A 22,259-nucleotide genomic window follows, 5' to 3' on the forward strand; every position below is an offset into this window, starting at 1 on the left:
CTCATTGCCTTTGGCCCCAACGACGGCAGGCTATCTACGCAATTCAATATCGCCGGGCTGGTTGCAATTTCGACAAACCCCAACGACCAGCGCATTCGGGTGAATACCACCTTCAGGGCTATCCGAGATGACCGCACTGTTTTAACGCTCACCGTGCGTCGCATTCTGGTGAACAGAAATGGCAGTCAGGTCGTTCTCGAGGGGGACTCTTCTCTCATTGTCCCTACCACAGGGGTACTCTATGAAGATCCTGGCCCCAACGGCAACCCACCCGCAGGAAGCTTTGTCAACCCTCCTCCACCTCAAGGTCCTGTAGTCGCTATTCTCCAAACGGGCAGTTTCTCCGCCAGCTTTGTGGTGCGGCAGCGAGGTGTTGCAGGCGATGGCACCCCTGAGGATCCCTTGGCTCTCTATGCCCGCCTGAACTTCCGTCCCAACCAGGCGGAGATCGTCTATCGTCCTGCCCAGGTAGGCACCCAGTCGGTGCTGTTTGCTCCGGATCCGACTCGACCGAACATCTTGCCCAATCAGTTGGTTCGCATCCGCCGCCTACTGAACGGTCGTGTTCAAGCGGAGTTTGATCCGGCCAACGTCAGCACAGTTCTCAACTTTGTGCAGGTCAGCCCGCCACCGCGGCCTTTTCCCACCCCAATTCCTCAATTACCTGTCCCTACTCCTGGACTGGGTGCCCCAACAGCCTTTGATTACTTTTTCTCCTTGCGCACGGAGCGTTCTACAGGTATAGGTATCTTACCCGGCTCGCCCGTGGAAGGAATCAACCCTGAGCCCGTTATCCTTCAAGGCATCGTGCCCGCCACAGGAGATTTCGTCTTCCGTACCCTGGCCGGAGCACAGTTATCAGGGCCGTTTAACCGGCTTGATATTGGTGGGGGAACACAAAGAGGAAATCTGAACCTTGTCTTCGATTCAACGACCTCTGCTGAGCGCATTTCCGGCCAGTGGTTCCTGGAACAAGAGTTCCCCACCGGCAACATTGAAGGTGGGACGGAAGATGAACCAGGAACTCCTGCTAGCCGGGAAGGGGCCATTTTGATCATCCGTGGGTTCTTTGAGGGAACTGAGGTGCGGCTATAGCCCCAACAGCTTGTTTTGAACCCCCCAGCCAGAGCACAAAGCAGCTAGGTCTCGTCGGCTTTCGAAGAGGCAGAGCCGCTTGCTGCTTCGCGCCATTGCTGGAGGAAAATGCCTAGGTTGCGGCGGAACTCACTAACGCCCAGCAGGGATCCGGGCTCTGGATCCCAAGAGGCCGAGAAGACACCGTAGCTGATGCCCAAAAAGCCAAGGCCAAAAAAGGCCAGCGACTCCACCAAAGTAAAGTAGGGGGGCAGGGCTATCACATGGTTGGTTAAAAGATAGTAGTTGACAACAAAGCTACTTAGGCCAAGCGTAGAAGGGATCCCAGAAAAAATGAGGATCCGCCGCACCATGCGCCGGCTTACCTCAGGGGGAATGACAGCAACCCGCTCTCCTTTGGCTGGCTTTTTCTCCCCCTGCCCAGCAGGTTGACTGGGGCGGCCTTGAGAAGCTTTGGAATGGCGGCTAGATTTGCCCACGGAGGTAGCTCCTCGGCTGTGCCTTGACTGGCTAGCTACTTCTTCACCCGAATGTTTAGCCGTTCGACCAACTCCCGGAAGCGCTCGGGATGATGCTTAGCGATGTAGTTGAGCAGTCGCTTGCGGCGACCAATCATCATCAGCAAGCCGCGGCGGGAGTTGAAGTCCTTAGGGTTTCTCTGAAGGTGCTGCGAGAGTTGGTTGATGCGGCTGGTTAGCAAGGCAACTTGCACATCGGCAGAGCCAGTATCAGTGTCATGCAGTCGATATCTCTCGATAATCTCCTGCTTTTCTTTCTGCAATAAGGCCATAGGACCGAAAGACGGCACACACTGCTTCAGAATGATAACACTGAGTTTTCCTTCTTTGCTACAGCCAGAGAAAGCTACGGAGGGAAAGAACTATGACAACAACTGCTGGGGATCCGCCTTCACTGACAGCCTTGCTGCAGCTGTTGAACTCTCAGGATTTGGGAGAGCGGCTGCGCGCTATTAACAAGGCCAGAGAACTCTCCCCGCCGGAAAGCTTGACGCTGTTGCAGCAGGCAGTAGCCGACGAAAATGCCCGCGTCCGCTACGCTGCCATCAGCCAACTGGGCACCCTGGCCGCAAAAGGGATCGATCCAGCCATCCTTTTGCCAATTCTGCAGCGGTCTTTGCGGGAGGATCCCGAGTTCGACGTGCGAGCTGCCGCTGCTGCTGCTCTGGGGGATCTCAAGCAGCCGCAGGCCCTGGCCGATCTCCTAGAGGCCTATCAGCGGGAGACGGAGTGGCTGGTGCGCTTTAGCATCGTTGCCGCCCTCGGCGAGCTAGGCAACCCCGCCGCCTTCGACACGCTGGTGCAGGCTCTCCAGGAAGGAAATGAACTGCTAACCACCGCCGCTGCTGCAGCTTTAGGGGATCTGGGGGATCCGCGGGCCATCCCCTACCTGGAGCCCCTCATCGCTTCTGAGGATTGGCAACTGCGCTACCGCGTCTGCATTGCCCTCAGTAAGTTAGGGACGGAAGCTGCCCAAGCTGGTCTTGCCCGGCTTGCCCAGGATCCCCAGGAACAAGTAGCCGCCTGCGCCCGTGCGGCCCTAGCCTCCCTTTCCTCCAAGGGCAGCTAGCTCAGGGCATTGATGATGTAGTCAAAGTAGGGAGCGGCCTCGGCAGCCGAATCGGGATCCAACAAGCTGAGGGCTGCTTCCTTCAAAAAGACCATCGCATCGATCATGCCGGCAATGGGTACGTTGAGGCTGTTGTACATTTCCCGCACCCCTATCAGGCCAATGGACTCGATTGGCTCCTTGCTGCCAGCGACGATGCCGTAGGTTACCAAACGCAAGTACCAGTCGTAGTCCCGCAGGCACTGGTTGTAGCGCTTCTCCCCGTAGGCGTTGCCACCAGGTTGTCGGTATTCAGGTCGCTTGGCAAATAGCTGTTTCTGGGCCTGATCGATAATCCGCTTTCTATTCTCAGTTAACACCTGAGCAATCTGCAGCCGTCTTTCCCCGCTGCTCATGTAGTCTTTGATAGCTTGCAGCTCGCTAACTGAGAGATAGCGCAGCTGGTTATCTGCAGTTTCGATGAGCTGGTTGATCACGCTCACGGTAGAGATTCTCCTGTTTTCTAACTTGCTTTTACCACCAACCTATCCCCCTAGCCAAAGCTTGCCTGAGGAGATAAGCATGCCCGTTGCTCTCAGTCTAGGATAAGGCAAGCCTTCCCTCAAGCACCTGCACCTGTCCTGCCTATATCCGGCCCCGCAGCCACTGGGCCATCTCGTTGCGCCGCGGAGCTGCCTCCAGGCACACCTCCGCTGTAATCCGCCCCTCCTGATAGAGCCGAAACAGCGACTGGTTCATGGTACACATGCCCTCGTAGGAGCCGTCGGCAATGAGCTCCTCGATCTCGTCCACCGCTCCCCGCTTGATGTAGTCGCGAATGGCATCGGTGTTGCGCATGATCTCGTGGGCTGCCGTGCGCTTGCCGTCGGTGGTGCGCACCAGCGTCTGAGCAATGATGGCCACCAGGGTTTCCGCCAGCTGCAGGCGCATCGGCTCCTGCTCTTCCGGCTTGTAGATCCCTAGCAGACGCTCGATGGTGCGAACAGCGCTGTTGGTGTGCAGGGTTCCAAACACGAGGTGGCCTGTCTGGCCGGCCTTGAGGGCGATATCTACGGTTTCCCGATCCCGCATCTCCCCAATGAGGATGATGTCCGGATCTTCCCGCAGGGAGGCTTTCAGAGCGTTAGCAAACTCCAGGGTATGGATCCCAACCTCCCGCTGCCGAATCAGGGATTTCTTGCTCTGGTGAACAAACTCGATGGGATCCTCAATGGAAATGATGTGCTTGGCAAAGTTGGAGTTGATATAGTCCACCATTGCCGCCAGCGTCGTGGACTTACCGGAGCCAGTTGGGCCAGTCACCAGCACGAGGCCCTTGGGCTCCTCGGCAATGCGCTTGAGCACTTCCGGCGCCCGCAACTGCTCCAGCGTCAAAATCTTGAGCGGGATGAGGCGCAGCACCATGGCTGGCCCAAGGAGGGAGACGAAGCAGTTGACCCGGCAGCGCACCAAGCCCTCGTACTGGATGGCGGTATCCAGCTCTAAGCACTCTTCAAACTGGCGGATTTGGTTTTCCGGCAGGCTTTCCCGCAGCCAGCTATAGAACATCTCAGTGGTGGTAACGGGGTGGTTGCTGATCACAATTTCCCCCCGATCCCGAAAGCGGGGTACTTCTCCCACCCCCAGGTGAATGTCCGAGTAGCCTTTTTCGTAGGCTTCCTGCACCAGTTGGCGCAGCGTCGGGCCAGAGGGGGCAGACTTAGGAGCAGCAGCCAGCGGGACCTGACCAACGGCCGTCGGACGAGCCGGCGGGACAAAAGGCGGAGCCGCTGGCCTGGGAGGGGAGGCTTGAGGCCGAGCTGCCGCAGCAGCAGTGGGCAGAGATCCCTGCGGAGGAGCCACAGAGCCCGGCATGGGCACTGGCGTCTGGGGAGGAGCGACAGCTACCTCTGGCGGGACGGGCCGGCCCAGGATAGGCTTGGGAGCGCTGGCGGAAGGACGCGAGCCGATCCCTGGCGCGAGAGGGGTAGTCCTGTTCACCAACGGATCCAGCTGAGTTGGGGGTTCCGCTGATGGTGTTTGGGCAGCCGCCCGTGGGGAGCGTTGGACACCAGGCGGGGTTGGCGGCTTCCAACCAGCGTCTTTTTCGGGGCTGACCTCGCTCATGACAGGCCTCGCTGCTGGCAGAGTTTGCATCAATCTTAGGCTAGTCTTCCCCACTTAAGTAGGGGATTAATCTCCTTGCCGGCAAAACTCTGCGGGAGCCTTAAAGGTTGGACGGGTGGCGAATAAGGCTCAAGAACTCCTCGCGCGTGCGGGGATCCTCCCGGAACACCCCCACCATCGAGCTGGTAACCGTCCAGGAGCCTGGCTTTTGAACCCCGCGCATCACCATGCACATGTGGGTAGCCTCGATAACCACTCCAACCCCATAGGGATCCAACACCTCCATCAAGGCTTCCGCAATTTGCCGGGTCAGGCGTTCCTGAACCTGCAGGCGGCGGGAGTACATCTCCACAATACGGGCAATTTTGCTCAAGCCCACTACCCTTTGCTTAGGAATGTAGGCCACATGGGCCTTGCCGATGAAGGGCAAGAGGTGGTGCTCGCAGAGGCTAAACACAGTGATGTCCCGCAGCAGCACCATCTCATCGTGGCCTTCGTCGAAGATGGCCCCATTGATGAGCTCTTCCAAAGACTGTCGATAGCCGCTGGTCAAAAACTTCAGCGCCGCCACCACTCGCTCCGGGGTTTTCTTGAGGCCCTCCCGCTCGGGATCCTCGCCAATTCCCCGTAGCAACGTCTCCACTGCCGCCACCATTGCCGGATCTAGGCTTTCTGAAGTCTCTGGCTCTGTCGAAGGGGACAGATCGCGGAGAACCCGAGACTTGAGGTTGGCTTTGTCGCTTAGGCAAAACTCGGCACTCAATCCAGGCTTGGCAAGAGTCATAGCAGGATATCCCTTGAGTTGAAACGAGGAGTTGAAGAAATTTGTCAGGAGAGACGCTGCCGCGAGATGGTTGGCTCAAAAGCCGGGCTGACAAGCATTGCTTTCGGAAGGGTCAGAGCTGGCCCCACCTACAAGGTCCCGGCTGCTGGCATGAGGGTTAGGTCCTCCACTACAGCACCCCTGGGCAGGCGGACGAGATAGGCCACCACATCCGCTACCCACTCCGGCGAGAGCATCTGGGAGCGGTCAAAATCAACCTCCACCCTATCCCAGAGGGGCGTGTTCACCGCTCCAGGGCAGAGGCTGGTTACCCGGATACCGTGCTGCCGTTCTTCCTCAGCCAAGGCTTGGGAAAAGCCGAGTAGGCCAAACTTGCTGGCACAGTAGGCCCCCCAATTGGGAAAAGCTCGCTTGCCCGCAATCGAGACCACGTTGACAATCACGCCAAAGCCCTGCTGGCGCATTCCCGGAAGGACGGCTTGGGCACAGAGGAAGGCTGCTGTTAAGTTTAAGTCGATCACCCGTTGCCACTCAGATAGCGAGAGAGTGGCCAAAGGCCCAACGTGGGCTATGCCGGCATTGTTCACCAAAACATCACAACCGCCAAATCGATCCAGAAGAGCTTGCAGCCGCTGCGGTAGAGCGGTCAAATCGGCCAGGTCGATGGGAAAAACCTCTGCCTTTCCCCCTTTTGCCTGGATCTCCGCCTGCACTGCCAGCAAATCAGGTTGAGAACGAGCCACTAGCGCAACTGTCAGCCCCTGCTGGGCTAGGGCCAGGGCCACAGCTTTGCCGATCCCTCGACTGGCCCCTGTAACCAGAGCACGTTCCGGCAACTTTGTCTCAAAACTCATCCACAAGAAAACCTGGCACGCGCCGTCGGGAACAAGCGCCGCCAGAGCCTGAGAAACTTCGTTAACTCAGTGTAACACTAGTTCCTGCTTGCCCCTTATCTAACCGGCAGCAGGCCGGGGAGGGCCGGAGGTGTGGTAGCGTGGTAAAGGTAGTGAAAATCTCTTGCAACAATTGTCATGGCCGAGTTCTTGGCTTTCTCGATGTCCAACGCTGGCCAGGCGGACTCTTCCTACATTCTTGAGGTTGAGGGCCTCAGCAAGGGTTTTCCTGGTCAGCGGCAATTGGTTTTGCAGGAGGTGGCGTTTCGCCTGCCCCAAGGGGATATCCTGGGGATCGTCGGTCCGTCGGGCTGTGGGAAAACCACCTTATTGCGCATCATTGCTGGCTTTGAGCAGCCGGACAGCGGCCGGATCCGAATAGGGGGTCAGGTGGTGGCGGGGGAGGGGCAGTGGGTTCCGCCAGAGCGGCGGGGAGTGGGGCTGGTGTTTCAGGACTTTGCCCTGTTTCCCCACCTGAACGTGTTGGCAAATGTTATGTTCGGCCTTCAATCCCCTGCGGTGGCCAGCAAGAGGCAAGCTTACCACCAACAGGCGCGGGAACGCGCCTACGAGGTGTTGCGGCTAGTGGGCCTAGAAGACTATGTCCACCGCTATCCCCATGAACTTTCGGGTGGACAACAGCAGCGGGTGGCGCTGGCCCGAGCCTTGGCCCCCAAGCCCAGCCTAATCCTGTTGGATGAGCCGCTGAGTAACTTGGATGTGCAGACGCGCTACTACCTACGGGAGGAAATTCGCAAGATCCTCAAGCAAACTCGGACTTCGGCCATTTTCGTTACCCACGACCAAGAAGAGGCTCTCTCTCTTTCCGACTGGGTGGCGGTGATGCGGGGAGGCCGTATTGAGCAATGGGGATCGCCAGAGGAGGTCTACCGAGAGCCGGCTACTCGCTTTGTGGCCGAGTTTATTACCCAGGCCAACTTTCTCCGCTGTGAGCGGCGCGAGTGGGGTTGGAAAGTTGAGGAGCTGCTGCACCTTCCCTTCCGCGCGGTCGGGGATCAGCCCGACTCCAATCTGCAGTGGGCAGAGTTGATGGTTCTGCAGGAGGAGCTCCGCCTGCATCCCGATCCCCAAGGAAAGGCAATCATTCGGGATCGCCAGTTTTTGGGGCGGGAGTATCGCTATTGCCTAGCCACGGAGACGGGCAAGGAGTTGCATGCCCTAGCGCGGGAGGCATTGCCAGTGGGCACGCGAGTTCGAGTTACCGTCGAGCAATGCCGCCTGTTTTGTCCTGAGGAATCCCTGGCACCTGATCTCAAGCAAAACCACTCCAAAAGCAAGGGCTTTGCCTGAAGTTGGGATGAGGATTCACGGTTTGCCCTGAGATCTGCATCTAGGGTGGTTCGATTTCCTTCGACCCCGTATATAGTAGGGGGTATGCGGGATCCCCACCCAAAGCAGGAGCCTTACCCCTCGACAGGGCTTAACAAATGCTTTAACTTGACCTCTAGGGTGGCCCAGGAGCTCTCGCCAGGATGGCAACAAGAACAAGGCGCGACGTCGGGAGTGAAGATGAAGAGGAAAAAGCACAGCAAGGCAGCGCCACCTTTGCGATTCTCTTGCCGCTCTGCAACTCAGGCCGGCAGACGGGCAGCAATGGCGTTAGCCCTCCGTAGCACTCTGCTGCTGGGGCTGGTGGGGATCCCCGTATTGGCTCAGGGGAGCTTCTGGCCGGCTCAGGTAGTGGCAGCCCCCCTGAGTCGTCAGGAGGTAGCCGAGCGGCTCAACCTGGTGCCGGTTTTTGCCATTGTCTCGCAGAACGGCACCCCTGTGGTTGCCAACGTGGAGCGGGAGGGTCGCACCATTCAGGTGGCTTCTCTTTGGCTAGATCAAAACCAAGCCCAGCAAGCCCTGGAGCAGGTGAAGGCCAAAAACCCCGAGATAGGCAAGCAAGCCCGAGTGGTGCCCATCCCCCTAGGCTATGCCTATGAGAAATCGGAAGAAGAGCGAGCTAAAAATAGCAATCTGTACTTTGAGGTGGTGCCCCGCCCTGGTGATGTAGAGGCAGCCAAGCAGGTGCTCAAAGAAACGGGGCAAAAGGTGCCCCCAGAGGCCATTGGCGTGCCTCTGTTCTATGGCCGCTCCCCCGAGGGGCTGCTGACCATCGAGCAGAATGGCCAGGAAGTGGTGCCTTTCTTTTTTGACCGCAACGACCTAAAGAAAGCTCTGGAGCGGGCGGCGGCGCAAAACCCCAGCGTGGTTGGCAAAACCCAGATTGAGGTCACTTCGCTAGCCATTGTGGTGGAGCGCATGTTGGCACCTGATGCCCAAGAGGATGTGCAAAAGATTGCCTTCATCCCACCGCGTGCCTCGCTGGAGTACGTGCAGTCGTGGATACGCTCCGCAACTCCCCAGGCCAGTCCCTCGGCCACGCCTCAACCTCAGCGCCGTTGAACCAAGCTGCAGGGGGATCCCGCTCGGCGCTGGTGGAAGAGTTGCTGGCATGGCGGGCGCAGGCTCTCCAGGCAGCACGGGCTGCTGGCATTTCCCCGCAGGAAGTGGATCTCTTGCTTAGGGAGCATCTGGGCTGGGGGCCATTGGAACGGCTGCTGGGTCGGCCGCCAGTAGGGAAGGGGGATCCGCTGGCTGAGGTGGAGGCGCTGTGGCGGCGTCGGCTAGAGGAGCGCATCCCTCTGCAATACCTGCTGGGCAAGGTAGAGTGGGCAGGGCTGAGCTTGCAGGTAACGCCAGCAGTGCTGATCCCGCGCCCCGAGACTGAGCTGCTGGTGGAGCAAGCCTCCCTGTGGCTGCAGGCCAACCCTCTGCCCCCGGGCTCCCCTTTTGCTGACTTGGGTACCGGCAGCGGCGCCATCGCCATTGCCTTGGCCCACAGGCACCCCCAGCTGCAGCTTCTGGCCGTGGACGTGAGCCCGGCAGCCCTGGCAGTGGCGGCAGCCAACGTGACCGATCACGGGCTGCAGGAGCGGGTGCATCTGCTTGAGGGATCCTGGTTTACGCCTTTGGATCCCTGGCGGGGTCGGCTGCGCGGCCTTGTCTCCAACCCTCCCTACATCCCTAGAAGGGAGCTAGATCACCTCATGCCTGAGGTGCGGCTGCACGAGCCGCGAGAGGCCCTGGACGGCGGGGAAGATGGGCTGGTTCATCTGCGGGTGTTGATTGAGGGCGCGCCGGATTATCTAGCCCCCAACTCCTTCTGGGCAGTGGAGGTGATGCAGGGCCAGGCACCTTGGGTGGCCGAGCAGTTGCGAGCGCAGGGGTGTTACCAGCAGATCCAGGTGCACCGGGATCTGGCCGGGGTTGAGCGGGTAGTCAGCGCCTGCTTTGTCGGGTAAAAAAATGGTGAGCAGCGTTGCCAGCCCAGAGAGGGGCCAAGAGCTGCTACCGCCAATGACGGGTTGCCTTTCCAGTTGAGCAAAGCCTTGCCTGCCACCCCCCCCGATCCTCCCTCTTTCCCGCCTGCCCCTGCCGCAGACCAGGGGGAGATGGACTGGCAGTTTGCCTTTGAGCGCTCTGAGGTGATGCGCGCTTTTCAGCAGGAGCTTCTGGTGAGTATCGGCCACGAGCTGCGCAATCCCCTCAGCAGCCAGATGGGAGCCCTGCAGTTGGTGTTGTCCAACCTGTGCGACTCTCGAGAGGAGGAGCGAGAGTGCCTGCAGAGCGCCAAGGAGGCGGTGGAGCGCCTGCTCAAGCTGCTGGAAGAATACACTCGCCTGGCTCGCCACGACCTGCCCATTCAGCCGCTGCGGCCAAGGCCAACGCGCCTGCGTCCTCTTTTGCAAGAGATCCACAGCCTCACTCGGCTCCAGGCCCAGGATCGGAGCATCCGCTACGACTGGACCGCTCTTCAGTCCTCTTGGCTTCCCGACAGCCTCACTGTCTGGGCGGATCCCCATGGCCTGGTGCAGGCGCTGCTGGGCGTGTGTCGCTGGGGCATTCGCACCCTCTGCTACGGCTCAATGGCTCTGAGCGCCTATCCTGGCGGGGAGGAGCACTTCTGTCTGGAGTGGAAGCTTGAAGGGCGGTGCTGCCTGCCCATCCAGCCACAAGACAGCGCCGCCTGGCGGGTTAGCGAGCGGCTCCTGAGGGAAATGGGAGGCCAGCTGGAGCTTTGGGAGAGCGGACTCCACCGCGTTGGCATTAGAGCAACGCTGCGCCTTGCCTAAAGCTTAACCCTCACGGCGCAAGGCCATCTCTGCCCGATCCAGTTGCATCAGCACCCGCTCTAGCTTTTCTGGCTCCAGCGGTCGATCCGAGGTGCGGTAGTGGGAGGCCACGGTGTTGAACACCGTGCGCAGGGTCGTGAAGGATGGCAACTTGTTGTAGCGAGGGCCATGGTAGCGCCCTACAAATTCTTGCATGGCCTCCATGACCTCCGCCCGCGCCTCCTCCGGCTTGAGGACAGGATCCCCCTCCAAGAGAGCCGTGCGCAGCGTTTGGATGATGGTCATGCTGTCTTCGTAATACTTGCCAGTGAGACGGGCTGCTTGCGCGCCTGGGATCGCCCAGCCCAGGATAAGGGCTATCGCCAGGAGCAGGCCGACAAGACGTAGGAAAAGAGTCTTCTGCATGGGGAGTCGAATGTAACTTATCTTTAAGCTAAGCATAGGTCACGGCAACCGCGAAAGAGGATGTCACCCCCCCTTTTTAGCCACTGGCTGCCAGGGCTGGCCCCCTACCGCTCCCATGCCATCATGCTGGGCATGATCTTGGGATTTGCCTGCGCCCACAGTGGACTAGCCTACTTGCGCCCCTGGGGAGAAGCGTGGCTGGGAGCGCGTCTGTACCGCCTTTTCTTTGTCCTGGTCAGTCTTAGCCTGGCGCCGCTGTTGCTCGTCTACTTTTCTAACCACTGCTACGACGGCGTAATCCTTTGGAATCTGCAGGCTGTTCCCGGGATCCACACCACTGTCGTCCTTTTGTCTGCGCTCTCGTTTTTCTTCCTGTATCCGGCCACCTTTAACGTGCTGGAGATTGTCGCCCTTCGCCAGCCGGAGATCCACTTGTTTACAACTGGGATCATCCGCCTCACCCGCCATCCCCAGCTAGTCGGTCAGGTCATCTGGTGTGTGGCCCATTCCCTGTGGATTGGCTCCAGTTTTATGCTGGTCACCTCGCTGGGGCTGGTGGCCTACCACCTATTTGCCGTTTGGCACGGGGATTACCGCCTGGAGCGCAAGTACGGCCACGCCTTCCGCGATCTCAAGGCCCGCACCTCCGTGATCCCCGGCTTAGCCATTCTGCAAGGGCGCCAGCAACTGTACCCGCGCGAGTTTCTCCGCTGGGCCTATCTGGGGGTGTTGAGCTTTGTTGTGATTCTTTATGCTTTCCATCCGCAACTGGTTTCTGCAGCCAGCAGAGTTGCCTGGTAGCATGATCCCAAACAACTGCTTTAGTTTGGGAGCAATGATCTCGCCAGTTGCTTTAGAGGCTTTTAATCAAGAACTTTTGACAAGCGATGGGTTGGTGTTGTTAGAGTTTGGCGCGCCTTGGTGCGGTTTGTGTCGCTTCGTTCAACCGCTTATCGACCGCCTGGCCTCCGAAGGGGAGAGAGCCGTTGAGGTGGTGCGGGTGAATGTGGATAACAATTTTTGGCTGCCGCGCCGCTATCGGGTGCGCTCGCTGCCGACCTTAATTTTGTTTGAGAAAGGTCAACAAGTGCAAAGGCTGGAGCACTTTACCAGCCGCGAGGATGTGCTCCGCCGCTGCGAGCAGTTGTTGCTTGCCCATCTGGGCTACCCAACCTCCCGCGCCTGCCCCTCGCTGGAGCCCCAGGCGCCGCCGCCAGGGGTATAGAGGGTCACCACATCGCCAGCTTTCAGGGGGCGGCTAATCTTGCTGGGCAGGGGTTCCCCATTGACAAGGTTGATCCCCACCTGGCCGGCTCCGCCGCCCTCTTCTCCTTGGGGGGCGTAGTAGCGGCGGTCGGTGAGAAGGGAAAGGGTGCAGTCTTGTAACACCTGGAGGGAGCGGATCAGCCCCCAGCCGCCCCGCTGCTGCCCAATGCCCCCAGAATCTTGGCGCAGCTCGTAGCGCAACACCCGCAGGGGATACTCCAGCTCTAGGGCTTCGATGGGGGTGTTGAGGGTATTGCTCAGGCCCACATGCACCCCATCCAGGCCTGGCCGCTGGCGACTGGCCCCTTGGCCGCCCCCCAGGGTTTCGTAGTAGGTAAAGTGGCGGTTGCCCAGGACACAGTTGTTCATGGTGCCCTGCCCTTGGGCAATGCTCCGCGATCCAGCCACCGGCGCCAGGGCTTTGAACACCACATCGGCAATGCGCTGCGAGGTTTCCACATTGCCGGCCACCACCGCCGCCGGAAATTGGGCGTTGACCAGGCAGCCGGGTGGGGCCACGATCTCGATGGGCTCCTCTAGCCCGGCATTGCTAGGGGCGGTGGGATCCAAAAGGCAGCGCAGGGCAAAGAGCACTGCCGAGCGGGTCACGGCCAGGGGGGCGTTTAGGTTGCCCGCCGTGGCTGGCGCCGTGCCGCTGAAGTCCACCCGCAACCTCTCCCCCTGCACTTCAATCTGCACCTGGATGCGGAGCGGCTTGGGCGGATCCCCCTCCCCTTCCAACCAATCTGCAGCCCTGTAGATCCCATCGGGCAGCGCGCGGATCTGGGCCTGCATCCGCCGCCGACTATAGGCAATCACTTCCGCAATGAGCTGCCAAGCCTCCTCCTCGCCAAAGCGGGCTAGCAGCTGGCGAAACCGGCTTGCCCCTACCACGTTGGCTCCCACTTGGGCCTGCAGGTCTCCGCGGCGCTGCTCAGGATTGCGCACATTGGCCAGAATAAGGCGCAGCAGATCTTCCTGCCAGCGCAACTCTCCTTCCAGAGAAAACCTGGCCAGCCGTACGGGTGGGATCACCAAACCCTCCTGCCAGATCTCGCTGGAATCAGCGGGCATGGAGCCGGGGCGCATCCCCCCGACGTCGGCATGATGGGCGCGGTTCACCGCATAGGCACAGACCTGGCTGGGATCCCGCAGGCCGGGAATGGCCGCCACCACGGTGATATCCGGCAGATGGGATCCCCCTTGATAGGGATCGTTGAGGACAAACACCTCTCCCGGCTGGGGGCCAGCTGCCACCACTGCCTGCACGGCTTGGGAAAGAGCGCCTAGGTGAACCGGGATGTGGGCCGCCTGGGCAATACAAGCCCCTTGGGCGTCAAACAAAGCCGTGGAGCAATCCCGCCGTTCCTTGATGTTGGCGGAGTAGGAGCCGCGAATGAGACGTGCCCCCATCTCCTCGGCAATCCCGGCCAGAGCGTTGGCCATGACCTGCAAGCGGATGGGGTTGGGTAGGGAGGAGCAGCTATCCATAGAGCCTTTGTTGCAGCCAAAGCGCTAGCCGGCGGATCCCCTGCCAGAACTGGAGCCGGCGCCGCCAGCGGCCAAGGGTGGTGCGATTGGCTTGCAGGCGAGCCCGCAGGTGGAGAAGCTCAGCCGAGGTAATGGCCAAAGCCGGCTTTGCTGCTCTTTGCCAGTTGTCCAGGGCCCGCTCCGTAACCCAAAGCGCTGTGCGCAAGCGCAAGATTGGGCGAACTAAAGCAAGCAGGCCAAGAGCCAGCAAGCCGTTGAGGCCGCAGACCACCCAGACCGTCTCTGCTAGGCCTACCTCAGCGGTCACCCGCTTACCGCTGCTGCAGCATCAGGGGGCGCAACACGCGGCCATCGCCCACCACCACCACTGTGGATAGAACCTGCCCGCCGCGCCGGAAGGTAATCGGTAGCCGCTGGCCCACAGGGGTGTTTTGGATGAGCTGCTGAACCTGCTGCACCGAGGTGACCCGCTGTCCGTCGACCCCGAGGAGAATGTCGCCCTGCGCCAGACCTGCTTGGTGGGCCGGTCCATTCTGGAGGAGGCCAACGACCCGTATCCCTTGCAGGCGAGGGGCAGGGCCAAACAGGCGGCGGCTAATGGCGCCTTGAGGTGCCTGTTCATCTACCGTTTCAATAGCCACCCCAATGAAGCCGTTACCTGCAAAGGAGGAGGCAGGCAACACTTCGAAGCTGTCAACCTCAACCGTGGGGCTGGAGAAGTTGTAGGCTTCAGCCCCAACCCAGTTACAGGGGTAGGCCAGAGCAGCCTCTGCCAGCAGGAGGGAGGCGGGCAGGGCGAGGGCAAGCCTGGAAAGAAGGGTTGATTTCTGCATAGGTTGACCCTGGAAACGGCAAAGAAAACACAGTTGCCTCCGCCGCGCGCTGGGGTCGAGCCACTAGCCCAGGGTAGGTAGCGGAAGGCTTAGGTGGGCAGCTTGCACCACCCTCCCCTCAGTGATAAACCCAAAATCGGCAACTGTCGATAGGCCAGGTCGTTAACCTCTGCAAAATCTGCCCCGTGCCTTCGAGCTCTCGGCTAGGTCTAGAATCCAGCGCCTGGGTGGTTTCCCACCAAGAGGCTAGGAGGAGCTGCGTTCTCGCATGGCCTCCACAAGGAGCTGGGCCACTTCGGGGCGGGAGAACTCCGGCGGCGGCACTTCGCCACGGCGCAGCATTTCCCGCACCTTGGTGCCCGAGAGGTGAATGCGCTGGTGGGGCTGGCTGGGACTGGTCTTGACCGTGGCCATGGTGCCCGTGACGGTGCAGTAGAAGGCGTGTTCAAACTTGAGGGGGATGATGCCCAGCTCCTCGGGCCGGAACTCGTCGAAAATGTGCTGGGCGTCATAGGGGCCGTAGTAGTTGCCTACCCCAGCGTGATCCCGGCCCACAATGAAATGGGTGCAGCCGTAGTTTTTGCGAACAAGGGCGTGGAAGATGGCTTCCCGCGGTCCTGCATAGCGCATGGCTGCAGGGTTAATGGCCAAGATCACCCGCTCTTTGGGGTAGTACTTTTCAATCAACACCTCATAGCAGCGCATGCGCACCTCGGCGGGAATGTCGTCGCTTTTGGTGGCTCCCACCAGCGGGTGGAGAAACAGGCCGTCCACAATTTCCAGAGCGCACTTCTGGATATACTCGTGGGCGCGATGGATGGGGTTGCGAGTCTGAAAACCGACAATCGTCTTCCACCCTCTTTCCCGAAACAGTTGCCGCGACTGAGCTGGATCAATCTGGTAGGCCGGAAAAAGGGGATGCGGATCCCGCTGCAGGAGCGTGACAGGGCCGGCTAGGTAAACGGATCCCTGTTCGTAGAGCACCTTCACCCCTGGGTGTTGTTCATCCGTAGTGCGGTAGACCTGCTGCGCCTCGCGGGTTTTGTCGTAGGTAAATTTCTCGGTCAGTTCCAACACGCCCAAAAGCTTGCCCTCAGCATTGGCTAGGGCCACGGTTTGCCCTTCCTTGAGCCCGGCAGCTATTTCCTCCGAAACTGGCAGCGTAATCGGCAGCGACCATGCCAGGCCGTTGGCCAAGTGCATTGTCTCCAAAACCGAATGGTAATCTTCCCGCCCCATAAAGCCCGTCAGCGGGCTGTAGCCCCCGATGGCAATCATCTCGAGATCCGATTGAGCCCGCTCGTCGAGGCGGATAACAGGGCAGTGTTGGGCCTTGGAGCGGAGCTCCTCCGCCTCCTCAGGCGAGGCAATGCGGTTAATTAGAGTACCTCCGTGGGGTGGAATGGCATCGCCAGAAACCGTCATCTTTGCCTGGGACGCAGTCATAGCGTAAAGACAGGGATCCCTAACCATACACCCCCCTTCCCCTGGGTGCAATACCCAACTGTTTGGGCAGGGGATCCCAGCTTGGCCTAGTCCAGCATGTAGGGGGGCATGTCTTCGTCGGTGGGGGACACATTGTCAAAGATAGGCCGATTGAGGATCTTCTTGGGTGCCTGCAGGGGGGAGGCAGAGGTTTGGGGCTTAACCGGCAGCGTGGCCTGCCCTTGGCGGCTTTGCAGTTCCTGGATGGTTTTGGCCCGCTCATCTGCCACTGCCTGGAGTTGGGCCAGTGCCTTTTGCAATTCGTCGCGGTGGGCTGTGACTTGCTCGAGTTGAGCCTGTAGGCTGGAGATTTTGTTTTGGTATTCCTGAAGCTGCCGTTGGGCCTCCGCCAACTGGCCTTTGAGGGCTTCGAGTTCCGACGTTTCTGCGGTAGACATTGCCGTTTCCTCACGTCCAGGGGTGGAGGGGGAGTCTGACTTTACTTTGCGCCGGGCGGGGCGGCGGGGGGCTCCTCCTGCACGAGAAAACAAGCTACGCTCAGATCCAGTCACAGGAGCACCTCACGTTCAACAAACTGCAGCAGGCGCCCGCACACGGCCGCCCCAGGCCGATAGTCCATGACCGTCAGGCCATAATCGAAAGCTGTGCGCAAGTCGCTACTATCTGGAATGGTAACGGGTGAGAGCACATCCGCAAAAATCTGTTGCGCTTGCACGTACAACTGTCCAGTGTGAGATCCCGACCAAATGCCGCCGGGCAGGTAGCGGTCGTCCAACATGGTCAGGACAGCGCGGGCCTGGCTCAGCTCGCCCTTGAGGGTCTCGATATAGCGCAGGGTCTCTTCTGTGCAGGAGAAGTCGGCGCGGTTGAGCCGTGTCGGGATCAACACCCGCTGGGCTGCCCGCAAAGCATTGGCGGTGAGGGCATTCAGCTCCCCTGGCGTGTCGAGAAAGATAAAGTCGTACTCCGACAGCAAGGGATCCAGTTGACGCTGGAGGAGGTTTTGGCCCGCCTCCCCGGAAGCCGCTAGGTGGGCTGCCACTTCGGCCATGGTGCGGTGGGAGGGCGCCACATCCACTCCCTTGTCGGTGCAATAGATGACTTCCTCCAGAGGCCGCTGGTGGTGAGGGTGGAGGCTAGCCCAAACGGTCTCCTCCGGGGGAAGGGATCCGGCCTCTTCGAGGTAAAAGCTGCTGGCGGTGGTTTGGGAGGTGAGATCGACTAGCAGAACGGCGTGGCCCCGCTGGGCCGTCAACTGGGCCGCGTGGACGCAGAGGGTGGACTTGCCAGTGCCGCCCTTGTTGTTGGTAAAGGCCAGGATGCGTGCCATCAGCTTCCCCAGGGCCGTTGCAGCCGCTTCCCCTCACCGCGGTCTATGCTATTGGGTGTAACCCGGTGGAGAACCACCATGCGCGATGTACTGGCAATTATCCTAGGCGGTGGGCGGGGCACCCGCCTCTATCCTCTAACCAAGCGCCGCGCCAAGCCGGCTGTACCTCTAGCAGGCAAGTATCGCCTTATCGACGTTCCGGTTAGCAACTGTATCAATTCCGATATCGATAAGATCTACGTCCTCACGCAGTTCAACTCCGCCTCGCTAAACCGCCACATCATCAACACCTACCGCCTGTCTCCCTTCACCGGCGGCTTTGTAGATATCCTAGCGGCCCAGCAAACCCCCGATAACCCCGACTGGTTCCAGGGCACGGCTGACGCCGTCCGCCAATATCTCTGGCTGATGGACTCCTGGAAGCCGCGGGACTTCCTCATCCTCTCTGGGGATCACCTCTACCGCATGGACTACCGCCCCTTTATTCATTATCACCGGCAAACTGGAGCGGATGTGACGCTGGCGGTGCTCCCCTGTGAAGAAAAAGTGGCCTCCAGCTTTGGCTTGCTCAAGATTGACGCCGAGGGGCGTGTGATCGATTTCAAGGAAAAGCCGCAAGGGGAGCTGCTAGAAGCCTGCCGAGTCGATACCCAAGTCCTCGGCCTCAGCCCAGAAGAGGCGAAAGCCAAGCCTTACATCGCTTCTATGGGCATTTATGTGTTCAAGCGGGAAGCTTTGATCGAGATGCTGCAGGTGAAGGAGCACACCGACTTCGGCAAAGAAGTGCTGCCGGCAGCCATCGGCAGGTACCACCTGCAGGCCTACCCCTTCAAGGGCTACTGGGAGGACATCGGCACCATCGAGGCCTTCTACCGGGCCAACCTGGCCTTGGTGCAGCAGCCCAACCCGCCCTTCAGCTTCTTCGACAGGGACATGCCCATCTACACCCGCCCGCGCTTTTTGCCTCCCAACAAGATCCTCGACTCCCACATTGTCAACTCCATGATTGCCGACGGCTGCATCATCAAAAACGCCCAAATTCGCAACTCCATCATCGGCATTCGCAGCCGCATAGAGGCCAATGCCGTTATCGAAAACACCCTGGTCATGGGGGCCGACTACTACGAGTCGGCAGAAGAGCGGCAGGCCAAGCTGGAGGCCGGGATCCCGCCGGTGGGCATCGGGCCCAACTCCCACATTGCCAACGCCATTGTGGACAAGAACGCCCGCATCGGCCGCAACGTCCGCATCATCAACAAAGATCACGTCACCGAAGCCCAGCGGGAAGAGGAAGGAATCTGGATTAGCAACGGCATTGTCACCATCATCAAGGACTCGGTGATCCCGGACAACACCGTCATCTAAGCAAGGTCGTGACTCCAGCGGGCTGAGACTAAAGAGGTGCTGTTAAAGAAAGTGAAGAAAAATCAGGTAACTTTTGCCATTACGATAGGTATTGCTCGTTTAAGACGACTGTGAGATCCCTGGAGCGTGCCTAACCAGATTGTCTCTGTTGCTGACCTAGAAGTTTACGATCCGCAGGTTATTGCCCGTTACTACCGCTGGCGTCTGCCCCAAGTGGTGGCGCGGGCACTGGCCATCCTTGGCCCTCTCTTGTGGTTTGTTCTCTGCCTGCGCTGGGATCAGCTCTGGGGGCAGGGCAATCGCAAGGTGCCCCAGCGTGCGGCGCAGCTGCGCAAACTGCTCACCGACCTGGGGCCGACGTTCATCAAGGTAGGGCAGGCCCTCTCCACCCGGCCCGACTTGGTGCGCAAAGACTACTTGGAGGAGCTGACCAAGCTGCAGGATCAACTGCCCAGCTTTCCTTCAGAGGAGGCGTTTGCCTGCATTGAGGCGGAGCTGGGCCGTCCAATTACCGAGATTTACGCCCAGATCTCGCCCGAGCCGGTGGCTGCGGCCAGCCTGGGCCAGGTTTACAAGGCGCAGTTGCACAGCGGCGAATGGGTAGCGGTCAAGGTGCAGCGGCCTCACCTGCGGGAGCGGCTGAGCCTGGATCTCTACCTCATCCGCTGGGCCTCCACCTGGCTGGGCCCTTGGTTGCCCCTCAACCTGGGCAACACCTTGACAGCAGTGGTAGACGAGTTTGGCCGCAAGCTCTTTGAGGAGATTGACTACCTCCAGGAAGGACGGAACTGCGAGCGCTTTGCTGAATACTTTCGCGACGATCCCGATGTGTATGTGCCGCGCATCTTCTGGGCCTACAGCACCCGCCGCGTGTTGACCCTGGAGTGGATTGACGGCATCAAGCTCACCGATGTGGAGCGCATTCGGGCCGCCAACTTGGAGGTGAAACGATTGGTGCGCATCGGTGTGGTAGCCGGCCTAAAGCAGTTGCTGGAATACGGCTTTTTCCACGCCGATCCCCACCCGGGCAACCTGTTTGCCCTGCCGGATGGCCGCCTGGCCTACATCGACTTCGGCATGATGGACCAGCTCACCGACCAGATGAAGGAGTACCTGGTGGATGCGCTGGTCCACCTGGTGGATCGCGACTACAACGCCCTGATTGACGATTTCATTCACCTGGGCTTTTTACAGCCGGATGTAGATCGGCAAGAGCTGCTCCCTGCTCTAGAAACGGTGTTGGCGGATGTGCTGAGGCAGGAGGTGGCTAACTTCAACTTCAAAACCGCCACCGACCAGTTCTCCGATTTGATGTACCGCTACCCCTTCCAGGTGCCCTCCCACTTTGCCTTGGTGATCCGCTCTTTGGTTACCCAGGAGGGGGTGGCCCTCAGTCTCTATCCGCAGTTTCGCATCGTCGGCGTGGCCTATCCCTACGTGGCCAAGCGCCTGCTGACCGATGAATCCCCTCGTATTCGCCAGCGGCTGTTGCAAGTGCTGATTAAGGATGGCAAGTTCCGCTGGAACCGCCTGGAGAACCTGCTTCAAGTTGCCCGCAGCGATGGTGGGCTGGATTGGATCCCTGCTGCCCGCATGGGCTTGCGCTATCTCATGTCGGAGGAAGCACGGGAGCTGCGCCGCCAGCTAATCCTCTCGCTTACAGAAGATGATCGCCTGCACTTCGAGGAGTTGCAGCGGCTGTGGCGGGTAGTCAGCCCTGACTTGTCACTAGCTCACCTTTGGCAAGCCGCTCTAGCCTCCTTGCCCTTGACCAACAGACTGGAGGCCATCTTGGCCGGGTTGAGGGAGCAGATGCAAGATTACCTGGAAAATTTGAGCCAATGGCGACTCCCCCAGCTCTGGCCTCGTTTGCTGGCAGGGGCGGGGCAAGAGAGCTAGAACGGAAGAAGGGAGACTCAATTGACTGGGACGCAAGCGTGGCAGATCGGCAGAGTGATTTCATTGCTGGTGTGGTAACGGGGGCTGTGGTGGGAGGGATCCTCGGCGGGATCCTTGGGCTTGTGCTCGCCCCCAAGCTAGGTAAGGAATCCGCTGAAGGTCAAGGCCGGGATCCCGAGCGCCTCGACGGCACCGCCACTAGCCCTGAATGCCCCCGCTCTCGAGGGCTGGGGAAAGCAACGGAGTCCAGCTTGAGGAGCTGGAGGGAGTGGGAGCAGGAGGCAGAACGGATTGCCCAGGTTCGCCGCACCCTCGAAGCCAAAATTGCCGAGCTCAACGAGGCCATTCAGGCCACGCGGGCCCAATTGCTCATCAAGGAAACCTCCTCCCAAGCTGTGGAGGAAAAGTCTTGAGCAAAGGATCCCTGCCCATGCCAAACTAGAGGCGGCAGAGGTTCTGCCGGCGCTACCCTAAGCCGCCTGCTCTGCCGATAAGCTGTGGATGAGTCCTTTCCCCCTTTTCCAGTCATATGCTTAGCCACGTGTTGTCCTCTCTTGCTGGCCTAGACGACCTCCCTCTGGGGTCGGTCTACAGCGGTGCAGTCTCTTTGCTGTTTCGCTCCCTTTACCAGTTCATCGTCATCTACAACGCCCTGCTGATCGTGCGGATTTTGCTAAGCTGGTTCCCGCAACTGAACTGGTCTAACCCTATCCTGTCGGTGCTTAGCCAGCTTACGGATCCCTATCTCAACCTCTTCCGCGGCATTATTCCCCCCATCGGCGGCTTGGACTTCTCCCCCTGGTTGGCCTTCCTCTTGCTGAGTTTTGCCCTACAGGTGGTGGGCCAGTTTGCCTAGGGCCAGTAAGGCGCTGGGCTTTCTCGGGCTCATCCAGTTCTTGCATTTCCCGCCCGATAGGTGCCAGCACGTTCGAGGTTGCCGACGCCCATGGGCAGGCCAGTCATTCCCAGATTAAGGTGAGATCGGCAACGAAGCCGGGGAGGACGGGATCCCCTTCCAGGCAGGTGGGCCGCTCTAGAACCTGAACAGGCTGGCCTGGACGGTAGACGTAGACCCTTTGGCTTTCCGGGTCAATCAGCCAGCCCAGTTGGGAGCCGTTTTCGAGGTACTCCTGCAGCTTGGCCTGCAAAGTGGCCAGGTCATCACTCGGGGAGCGCAGTTCCAGGACAAAGTCTGGACAAAGGGGTGCAAAGCGGCGCCGCTGCTCTGGAGTCAGCTGCTGCCAGCGCTCCCTGGCAACCCAGGCGGCATCGGGAGAGCGAATGGCCCCGTTGGGCAGGGCAAAGCCGGCAGAAGCATCGAAGGCTACGCCAAGCTGAGTTTGGTGGTTCCATTGCCAGAGTTGGGCGCTGAGGCTCAAGTTTTGGCGACTGCTTTCACTGCCGACGGGGGCCATGGCCACTAGCTCCCCTTGGGCAGTGCGCTCCAAGCGCAGCTCAGGATTCTGCCGACAGAGCTGTTCAAAAACTTCATCCGTCAACTCCAGGCTGGGTCGCAGGTTAAGGGCAATCATAAGCGGTTAGGAACTATTCCCAGACGAGGTTGAGATCGGCAACGAAGCCGGGGAGGACGGGATCCCCTTCCAGGCAGGTGGGCCG

Annotated in this window: 26 protein-coding genes; 12 read left to right on the forward strand and 14 right to left on the reverse strand. The window is 59.9% G+C overall.

Annotated elements, in window-relative coordinates; translation table 11 throughout:
* Window positions 1–1,095, forward strand: a 1,095-nt coding sequence (locus NW807_RS02700; protein WP_414425231.1) for a hypothetical protein, incomplete at its 5' end; no start/stop codon positions are given.
* A 44-nt stretch (window positions 1,096–1,139) separates the two neighbouring features.
* On the opposite strand, the gene NW807_RS02705 is transcribed toward NW807_RS02700, so the two are convergent.
* Together NW807_RS02705 and rpsO are read right to left on the reverse strand one after the other, a co-directional pair.
* Window positions 1,140–1,574 carry a PAM68 family protein gene (locus NW807_RS02705; RefSeq protein ID WP_414411722.1) on the reverse strand — a complete coding sequence of 145 codons (435 nt, stop codon included), beginning with the start codon at window positions 1,572–1,574 and terminating at the stop codon, window positions 1,140–1,142.
* A gap of 35 nt (window positions 1,575–1,609) precedes the next feature.
* Window positions 1,610–1,885 (reverse strand): 30S ribosomal protein S15, encoded by a 276-nt coding sequence (gene rpsO / locus NW807_RS02710; protein WP_414395636.1) that lies wholly within the window; start codon window positions 1,883–1,885, stop codon window positions 1,610–1,612.
* Between the two features lie 92 nt (window positions 1,886–1,977).
* On the opposite strand from rpsO, the gene NW807_RS02715 reads away from it, so the two are divergent.
* Complete coding sequence (locus NW807_RS02715; RefSeq protein ID WP_414395634.1) at window positions 1,978–2,682, forward strand: HEAT repeat domain-containing protein; 705 nt, start codon at window positions 1,978–1,980, stop codon at window positions 2,680–2,682.
* On the opposite strand, the gene apcD is transcribed toward NW807_RS02715, so the two are convergent.
* From apcD to NW807_RS02735, 4 genes are all read right to left on the reverse strand, one after another.
* Window positions 2,679–3,164, reverse strand: coding sequence for an allophycocyanin subunit alpha-B (apcD, locus tag NW807_RS02720; protein WP_414406055.1), 486 nt, complete (start codon window positions 3,162–3,164; stop codon window positions 2,679–2,681). The genes NW807_RS02715 and apcD overlap by 4 nt on opposite strands.
* Before the next feature lie 142 nt (window positions 3,165–3,306).
* Complete coding sequence (locus NW807_RS02725; RefSeq protein WP_414395914.1) at window positions 3,307–4,593, reverse strand: type IV pilus twitching motility protein PilT; 1,287 nt, start codon at window positions 4,591–4,593, stop codon at window positions 3,307–3,309.
* A 295-nt stretch (window positions 4,594–4,888) separates the two neighbouring features.
* Window positions 4,889–5,572 (reverse strand): GTP cyclohydrolase I FolE, encoded by a 684-nt coding sequence (folE, locus tag NW807_RS02730; RefSeq protein WP_414406054.1) that lies wholly within the window; start codon window positions 5,570–5,572, stop codon window positions 4,889–4,891.
* Window positions 5,573–5,700: 128 nt separating this feature from the next.
* A complete protein-coding gene (locus NW807_RS02735) occupies window positions 5,701–6,426 on the reverse strand; it encodes an SDR family oxidoreductase (RefSeq protein WP_414406053.1) in 726 nt (241 codons plus the stop codon).
* A 177-nt stretch (window positions 6,427–6,603) separates the two neighbouring features.
* On the opposite strand from NW807_RS02735, the gene NW807_RS02740 reads away from it, so the two are divergent.
* The 4 genes from NW807_RS02740 to NW807_RS02755 all read left to right on the forward strand — a co-directional run bounded on the left by NW807_RS02740 (window position 6,604) and on the right by NW807_RS02755 (window position 10,607).
* The gene (locus tag NW807_RS02740; RefSeq protein WP_414425232.1) at window positions 6,604–7,776 is read left to right on the forward strand and encodes an ABC transporter ATP-binding protein; all 1,173 of its coding nucleotides are present in this window, start codon (window positions 6,604–6,606) and stop codon (window positions 7,774–7,776) included.
* 303 nt (window positions 7,777–8,079) lie between these two features.
* Entirely contained in the window at window positions 8,080–8,877 is a 798-nt protein-coding gene (locus NW807_RS02745) for a Tic22 family protein (protein ID WP_414395624.1), read from the forward strand.
* Complete coding sequence (gene prmC / locus NW807_RS02750) at window positions 8,874–9,776, forward strand: peptide chain release factor N(5)-glutamine methyltransferase (protein ID WP_414425233.1); 903 nt, start codon at window positions 8,874–8,876, stop codon at window positions 9,774–9,776. Before NW807_RS02745 ends, prmC begins: the two co-directional genes overlap by 4 nt.
* Before the next feature lie 87 nt (window positions 9,777–9,863).
* Window positions 9,864–10,607 (forward strand): sensor histidine kinase, encoded by a 744-nt coding sequence (locus tag NW807_RS02755; protein ID WP_414425234.1) that lies wholly within the window; start codon window positions 9,864–9,866, stop codon window positions 10,605–10,607.
* 3 nt (window positions 10,608–10,610) lie between these two features.
* Here NW807_RS02755 and psb27 read toward each other — a convergent pair whose 3' ends face one another.
* The gene (gene psb27 / locus NW807_RS02760) at window positions 10,611–11,012 is read right to left on the reverse strand and encodes a photosystem II protein Psb27 (RefSeq protein WP_414410986.1); all 402 of its coding nucleotides are present in this window, start codon (window positions 11,010–11,012) and stop codon (window positions 10,611–10,613) included.
* Window positions 11,013–11,072: 60 nt separating this feature from the next.
* Between psb27 and NW807_RS02765 the strand changes: the two genes are divergently transcribed.
* Together NW807_RS02765 and NW807_RS02770 are read left to right on the forward strand one after the other, a co-directional pair.
* The gene (locus tag NW807_RS02765) at window positions 11,073–11,813 is read left to right on the forward strand and encodes an NnrU family protein (RefSeq protein ID WP_414425235.1); all 741 of its coding nucleotides are present in this window, start codon (window positions 11,073–11,075) and stop codon (window positions 11,811–11,813) included.
* A gap of 34 nt (window positions 11,814–11,847) precedes the next feature.
* Entirely contained in the window at window positions 11,848–12,237 is a 390-nt protein-coding gene (locus tag NW807_RS02770; protein ID WP_414406047.1) for a thioredoxin family protein, read from the forward strand.
* On the opposite strand, the gene NW807_RS02775 is transcribed toward NW807_RS02770, so the two are convergent.
* The 6 genes from NW807_RS02775 to NW807_RS02800 all read right to left on the reverse strand — a co-directional run bounded on the left by NW807_RS02775 (window position 12,177) and on the right by NW807_RS02800 (window position 17,378).
* On the reverse strand, window positions 12,177–13,769 hold the full coding sequence (locus NW807_RS02775) for a hydantoinase B/oxoprolinase family protein (RefSeq protein ID WP_414425236.1): 1,593 nt from the start codon (window positions 13,767–13,769) through the stop codon (window positions 12,177–12,179). The genes NW807_RS02770 and NW807_RS02775 overlap by 61 nt on opposite strands.
* Window positions 13,762–14,076, reverse strand: a complete 315-nt coding sequence (locus tag NW807_RS02780) for a hypothetical protein (RefSeq protein WP_414425237.1) — start codon at window positions 14,074–14,076, stop codon at window positions 13,762–13,764. The genes NW807_RS02775 and NW807_RS02780 overlap by 8 nt, the downstream gene beginning before the upstream one ends.
* 4 nt (window positions 14,077–14,080) lie before the next feature.
* Window positions 14,081–14,602 (reverse strand): PDZ domain-containing protein, encoded by a 522-nt coding sequence (locus NW807_RS02785; RefSeq protein WP_414395609.1) that lies wholly within the window; start codon window positions 14,600–14,602, stop codon window positions 14,081–14,083.
* 246 nt (window positions 14,603–14,848) lie between these two features.
* Window positions 14,849–16,027, reverse strand: coding sequence for a sulfate adenylyltransferase (sat, locus tag NW807_RS02790; RefSeq protein ID WP_414395607.1), 1,179 nt, complete (start codon window positions 16,025–16,027; stop codon window positions 14,849–14,851).
* Window positions 16,028–16,134: 107 nt separating this feature from the next.
* Window positions 16,135–16,485, reverse strand: coding sequence for a hypothetical protein (locus NW807_RS02795; RefSeq protein ID WP_414406043.1), 351 nt, complete (start codon window positions 16,483–16,485; stop codon window positions 16,135–16,137).
* Between the two features lie 110 nt (window positions 16,486–16,595).
* On the reverse strand, window positions 16,596–17,378 hold the full coding sequence (locus NW807_RS02800; protein ID WP_414411734.1) for a ParA family protein: 783 nt from the start codon (window positions 17,376–17,378) through the stop codon (window positions 16,596–16,598).
* Window positions 17,379–17,456: 78 nt separating this feature from the next.
* On the opposite strand from NW807_RS02800, the gene NW807_RS02805 reads away from it, so the two are divergent.
* The 4 genes from NW807_RS02805 (at window position 17,457) to NW807_RS02820 (ending at window position 21,498) form a co-directional block, all read left to right on the forward strand.
* Window positions 17,457–18,743, forward strand: coding sequence for a glucose-1-phosphate adenylyltransferase (locus NW807_RS02805; RefSeq protein ID WP_414425238.1), 1,287 nt, complete (start codon window positions 17,457–17,459; stop codon window positions 18,741–18,743).
* Window positions 18,744–18,869: 126 nt separating this feature from the next.
* Window positions 18,870–20,642: an ABC1 kinase family protein gene (locus NW807_RS02810; protein ID WP_414395599.1), complete on the forward strand. Its 1,773-nt coding sequence runs from the start codon at window positions 18,870–18,872 to the stop codon at window positions 20,640–20,642.
* Between the two features lie 38 nt (window positions 20,643–20,680).
* The gene (locus NW807_RS02815) at window positions 20,681–21,055 is read left to right on the forward strand and encodes a hypothetical protein (protein ID WP_414406039.1); all 375 of its coding nucleotides are present in this window, start codon (window positions 20,681–20,683) and stop codon (window positions 21,053–21,055) included.
* Window positions 21,056–21,171: 116 nt separating this feature from the next.
* Window positions 21,172–21,498, forward strand: a complete 327-nt coding sequence (locus NW807_RS02820; protein ID WP_414410979.1) for a YggT family protein — start codon at window positions 21,172–21,174, stop codon at window positions 21,496–21,498.
* A 103-nt stretch (window positions 21,499–21,601) separates the two neighbouring features.
* Here NW807_RS02820 and NW807_RS02825 read toward each other — a convergent pair whose 3' ends face one another.
* On the reverse strand, window positions 21,602–22,174 hold the full coding sequence (locus NW807_RS02825; protein WP_414425239.1) for a Uma2 family endonuclease: 573 nt from the start codon (window positions 22,172–22,174) through the stop codon (window positions 21,602–21,604).
* Between the last annotated feature and the right edge of the window lie 85 nt (window positions 22,175–22,259).

It is taken from the genome of Synechococcus sp. R70.1 (assembly GCF_047461675.1).
In the GTDB taxonomy this organism is placed as follows: domain Bacteria; phylum Cyanobacteriota; class Cyanobacteriia; order Thermostichales; family Thermostichaceae; genus Thermostichus.

Excerpts from the sequence above, each read along its gene's own strand:
- rpsO (WP_414395636.1), bottom strand. The coding sequence starts at position 1,885 with ATGGCCTTATTGCAGAAAGAAAAGCAGGAGATTATCGAGAGATATCGA.
- NW807_RS02715 (WP_414395634.1), top strand. The coding sequence starts at position 1,978 with ATGACAACAACTGCTGGGGATCCGCCTTCACTGACAGCCTTGCTGCAG.
- folE (WP_414406054.1), bottom strand. The coding sequence starts at position 5,572 with ATGACTCTTGCCAAGCCTGGATTGAGTGCCGAGTTTTGCCTAAGCGAC.
- NW807_RS02735 (WP_414406053.1), bottom strand. The coding sequence starts at position 6,426 with ATGAGTTTTGAGACAAAGTTGCCGGAACGTGCTCTGGTTACAGGGGCC.
- NW807_RS02740 (WP_414425232.1), top strand. The coding sequence starts at position 6,604 with ATGGCCGAGTTCTTGGCTTTCTCGATGTCCAACGCTGGCCAGGCGGAC.
- NW807_RS02745 (WP_414395624.1), top strand. The coding sequence starts at position 8,080 with ATGGCGTTAGCCCTCCGTAGCACTCTGCTGCTGGGGCTGGTGGGGATC.
- psb27 (WP_414410986.1), bottom strand. The coding sequence starts at position 11,012 with ATGCAGAAGACTCTTTTCCTACGTCTTGTCGGCCTGCTCCTGGCGATA.
- NW807_RS02765 (WP_414425235.1), top strand. The coding sequence starts at position 11,073 with ATGTCACCCCCCCTTTTTAGCCACTGGCTGCCAGGGCTGGCCCCCTAC.
- NW807_RS02770 (WP_414406047.1), top strand. The coding sequence starts at position 11,848 with ATGATCTCGCCAGTTGCTTTAGAGGCTTTTAATCAAGAACTTTTGACA.
- NW807_RS02775 (WP_414425236.1), bottom strand. The coding sequence starts at position 13,769 with ATGGATAGCTGCTCCTCCCTACCCAACCCCATCCGCTTGCAGGTCATG.
- NW807_RS02785 (WP_414395609.1), bottom strand. The coding sequence starts at position 14,602 with ATGCAGAAATCAACCCTTCTTTCCAGGCTTGCCCTCGCCCTGCCCGCC.
- sat (WP_414395607.1), bottom strand. The coding sequence starts at position 16,027 with ATGACGGTTTCTGGCGATGCCATTCCACCCCACGGAGGTACTCTAATT.
- NW807_RS02795 (WP_414406043.1), bottom strand. The coding sequence starts at position 16,485 with ATGTCTACCGCAGAAACGTCGGAACTCGAAGCCCTCAAAGGCCAGTTG.
- NW807_RS02800 (WP_414411734.1), bottom strand. The coding sequence starts at position 17,378 with ATGGCACGCATCCTGGCCTTTACCAACAACAAGGGCGGCACTGGCAAG.
- NW807_RS02805 (WP_414425238.1), top strand. The coding sequence starts at position 17,457 with ATGCGCGATGTACTGGCAATTATCCTAGGCGGTGGGCGGGGCACCCGC.
- NW807_RS02820 (WP_414410979.1), top strand. The coding sequence starts at position 21,172 with ATGCTTAGCCACGTGTTGTCCTCTCTTGCTGGCCTAGACGACCTCCCT.
- NW807_RS02825 (WP_414425239.1), bottom strand. The coding sequence starts at position 22,174 with ATGATTGCCCTTAACCTGCGACCCAGCCTGGAGTTGACGGATGAAGTT.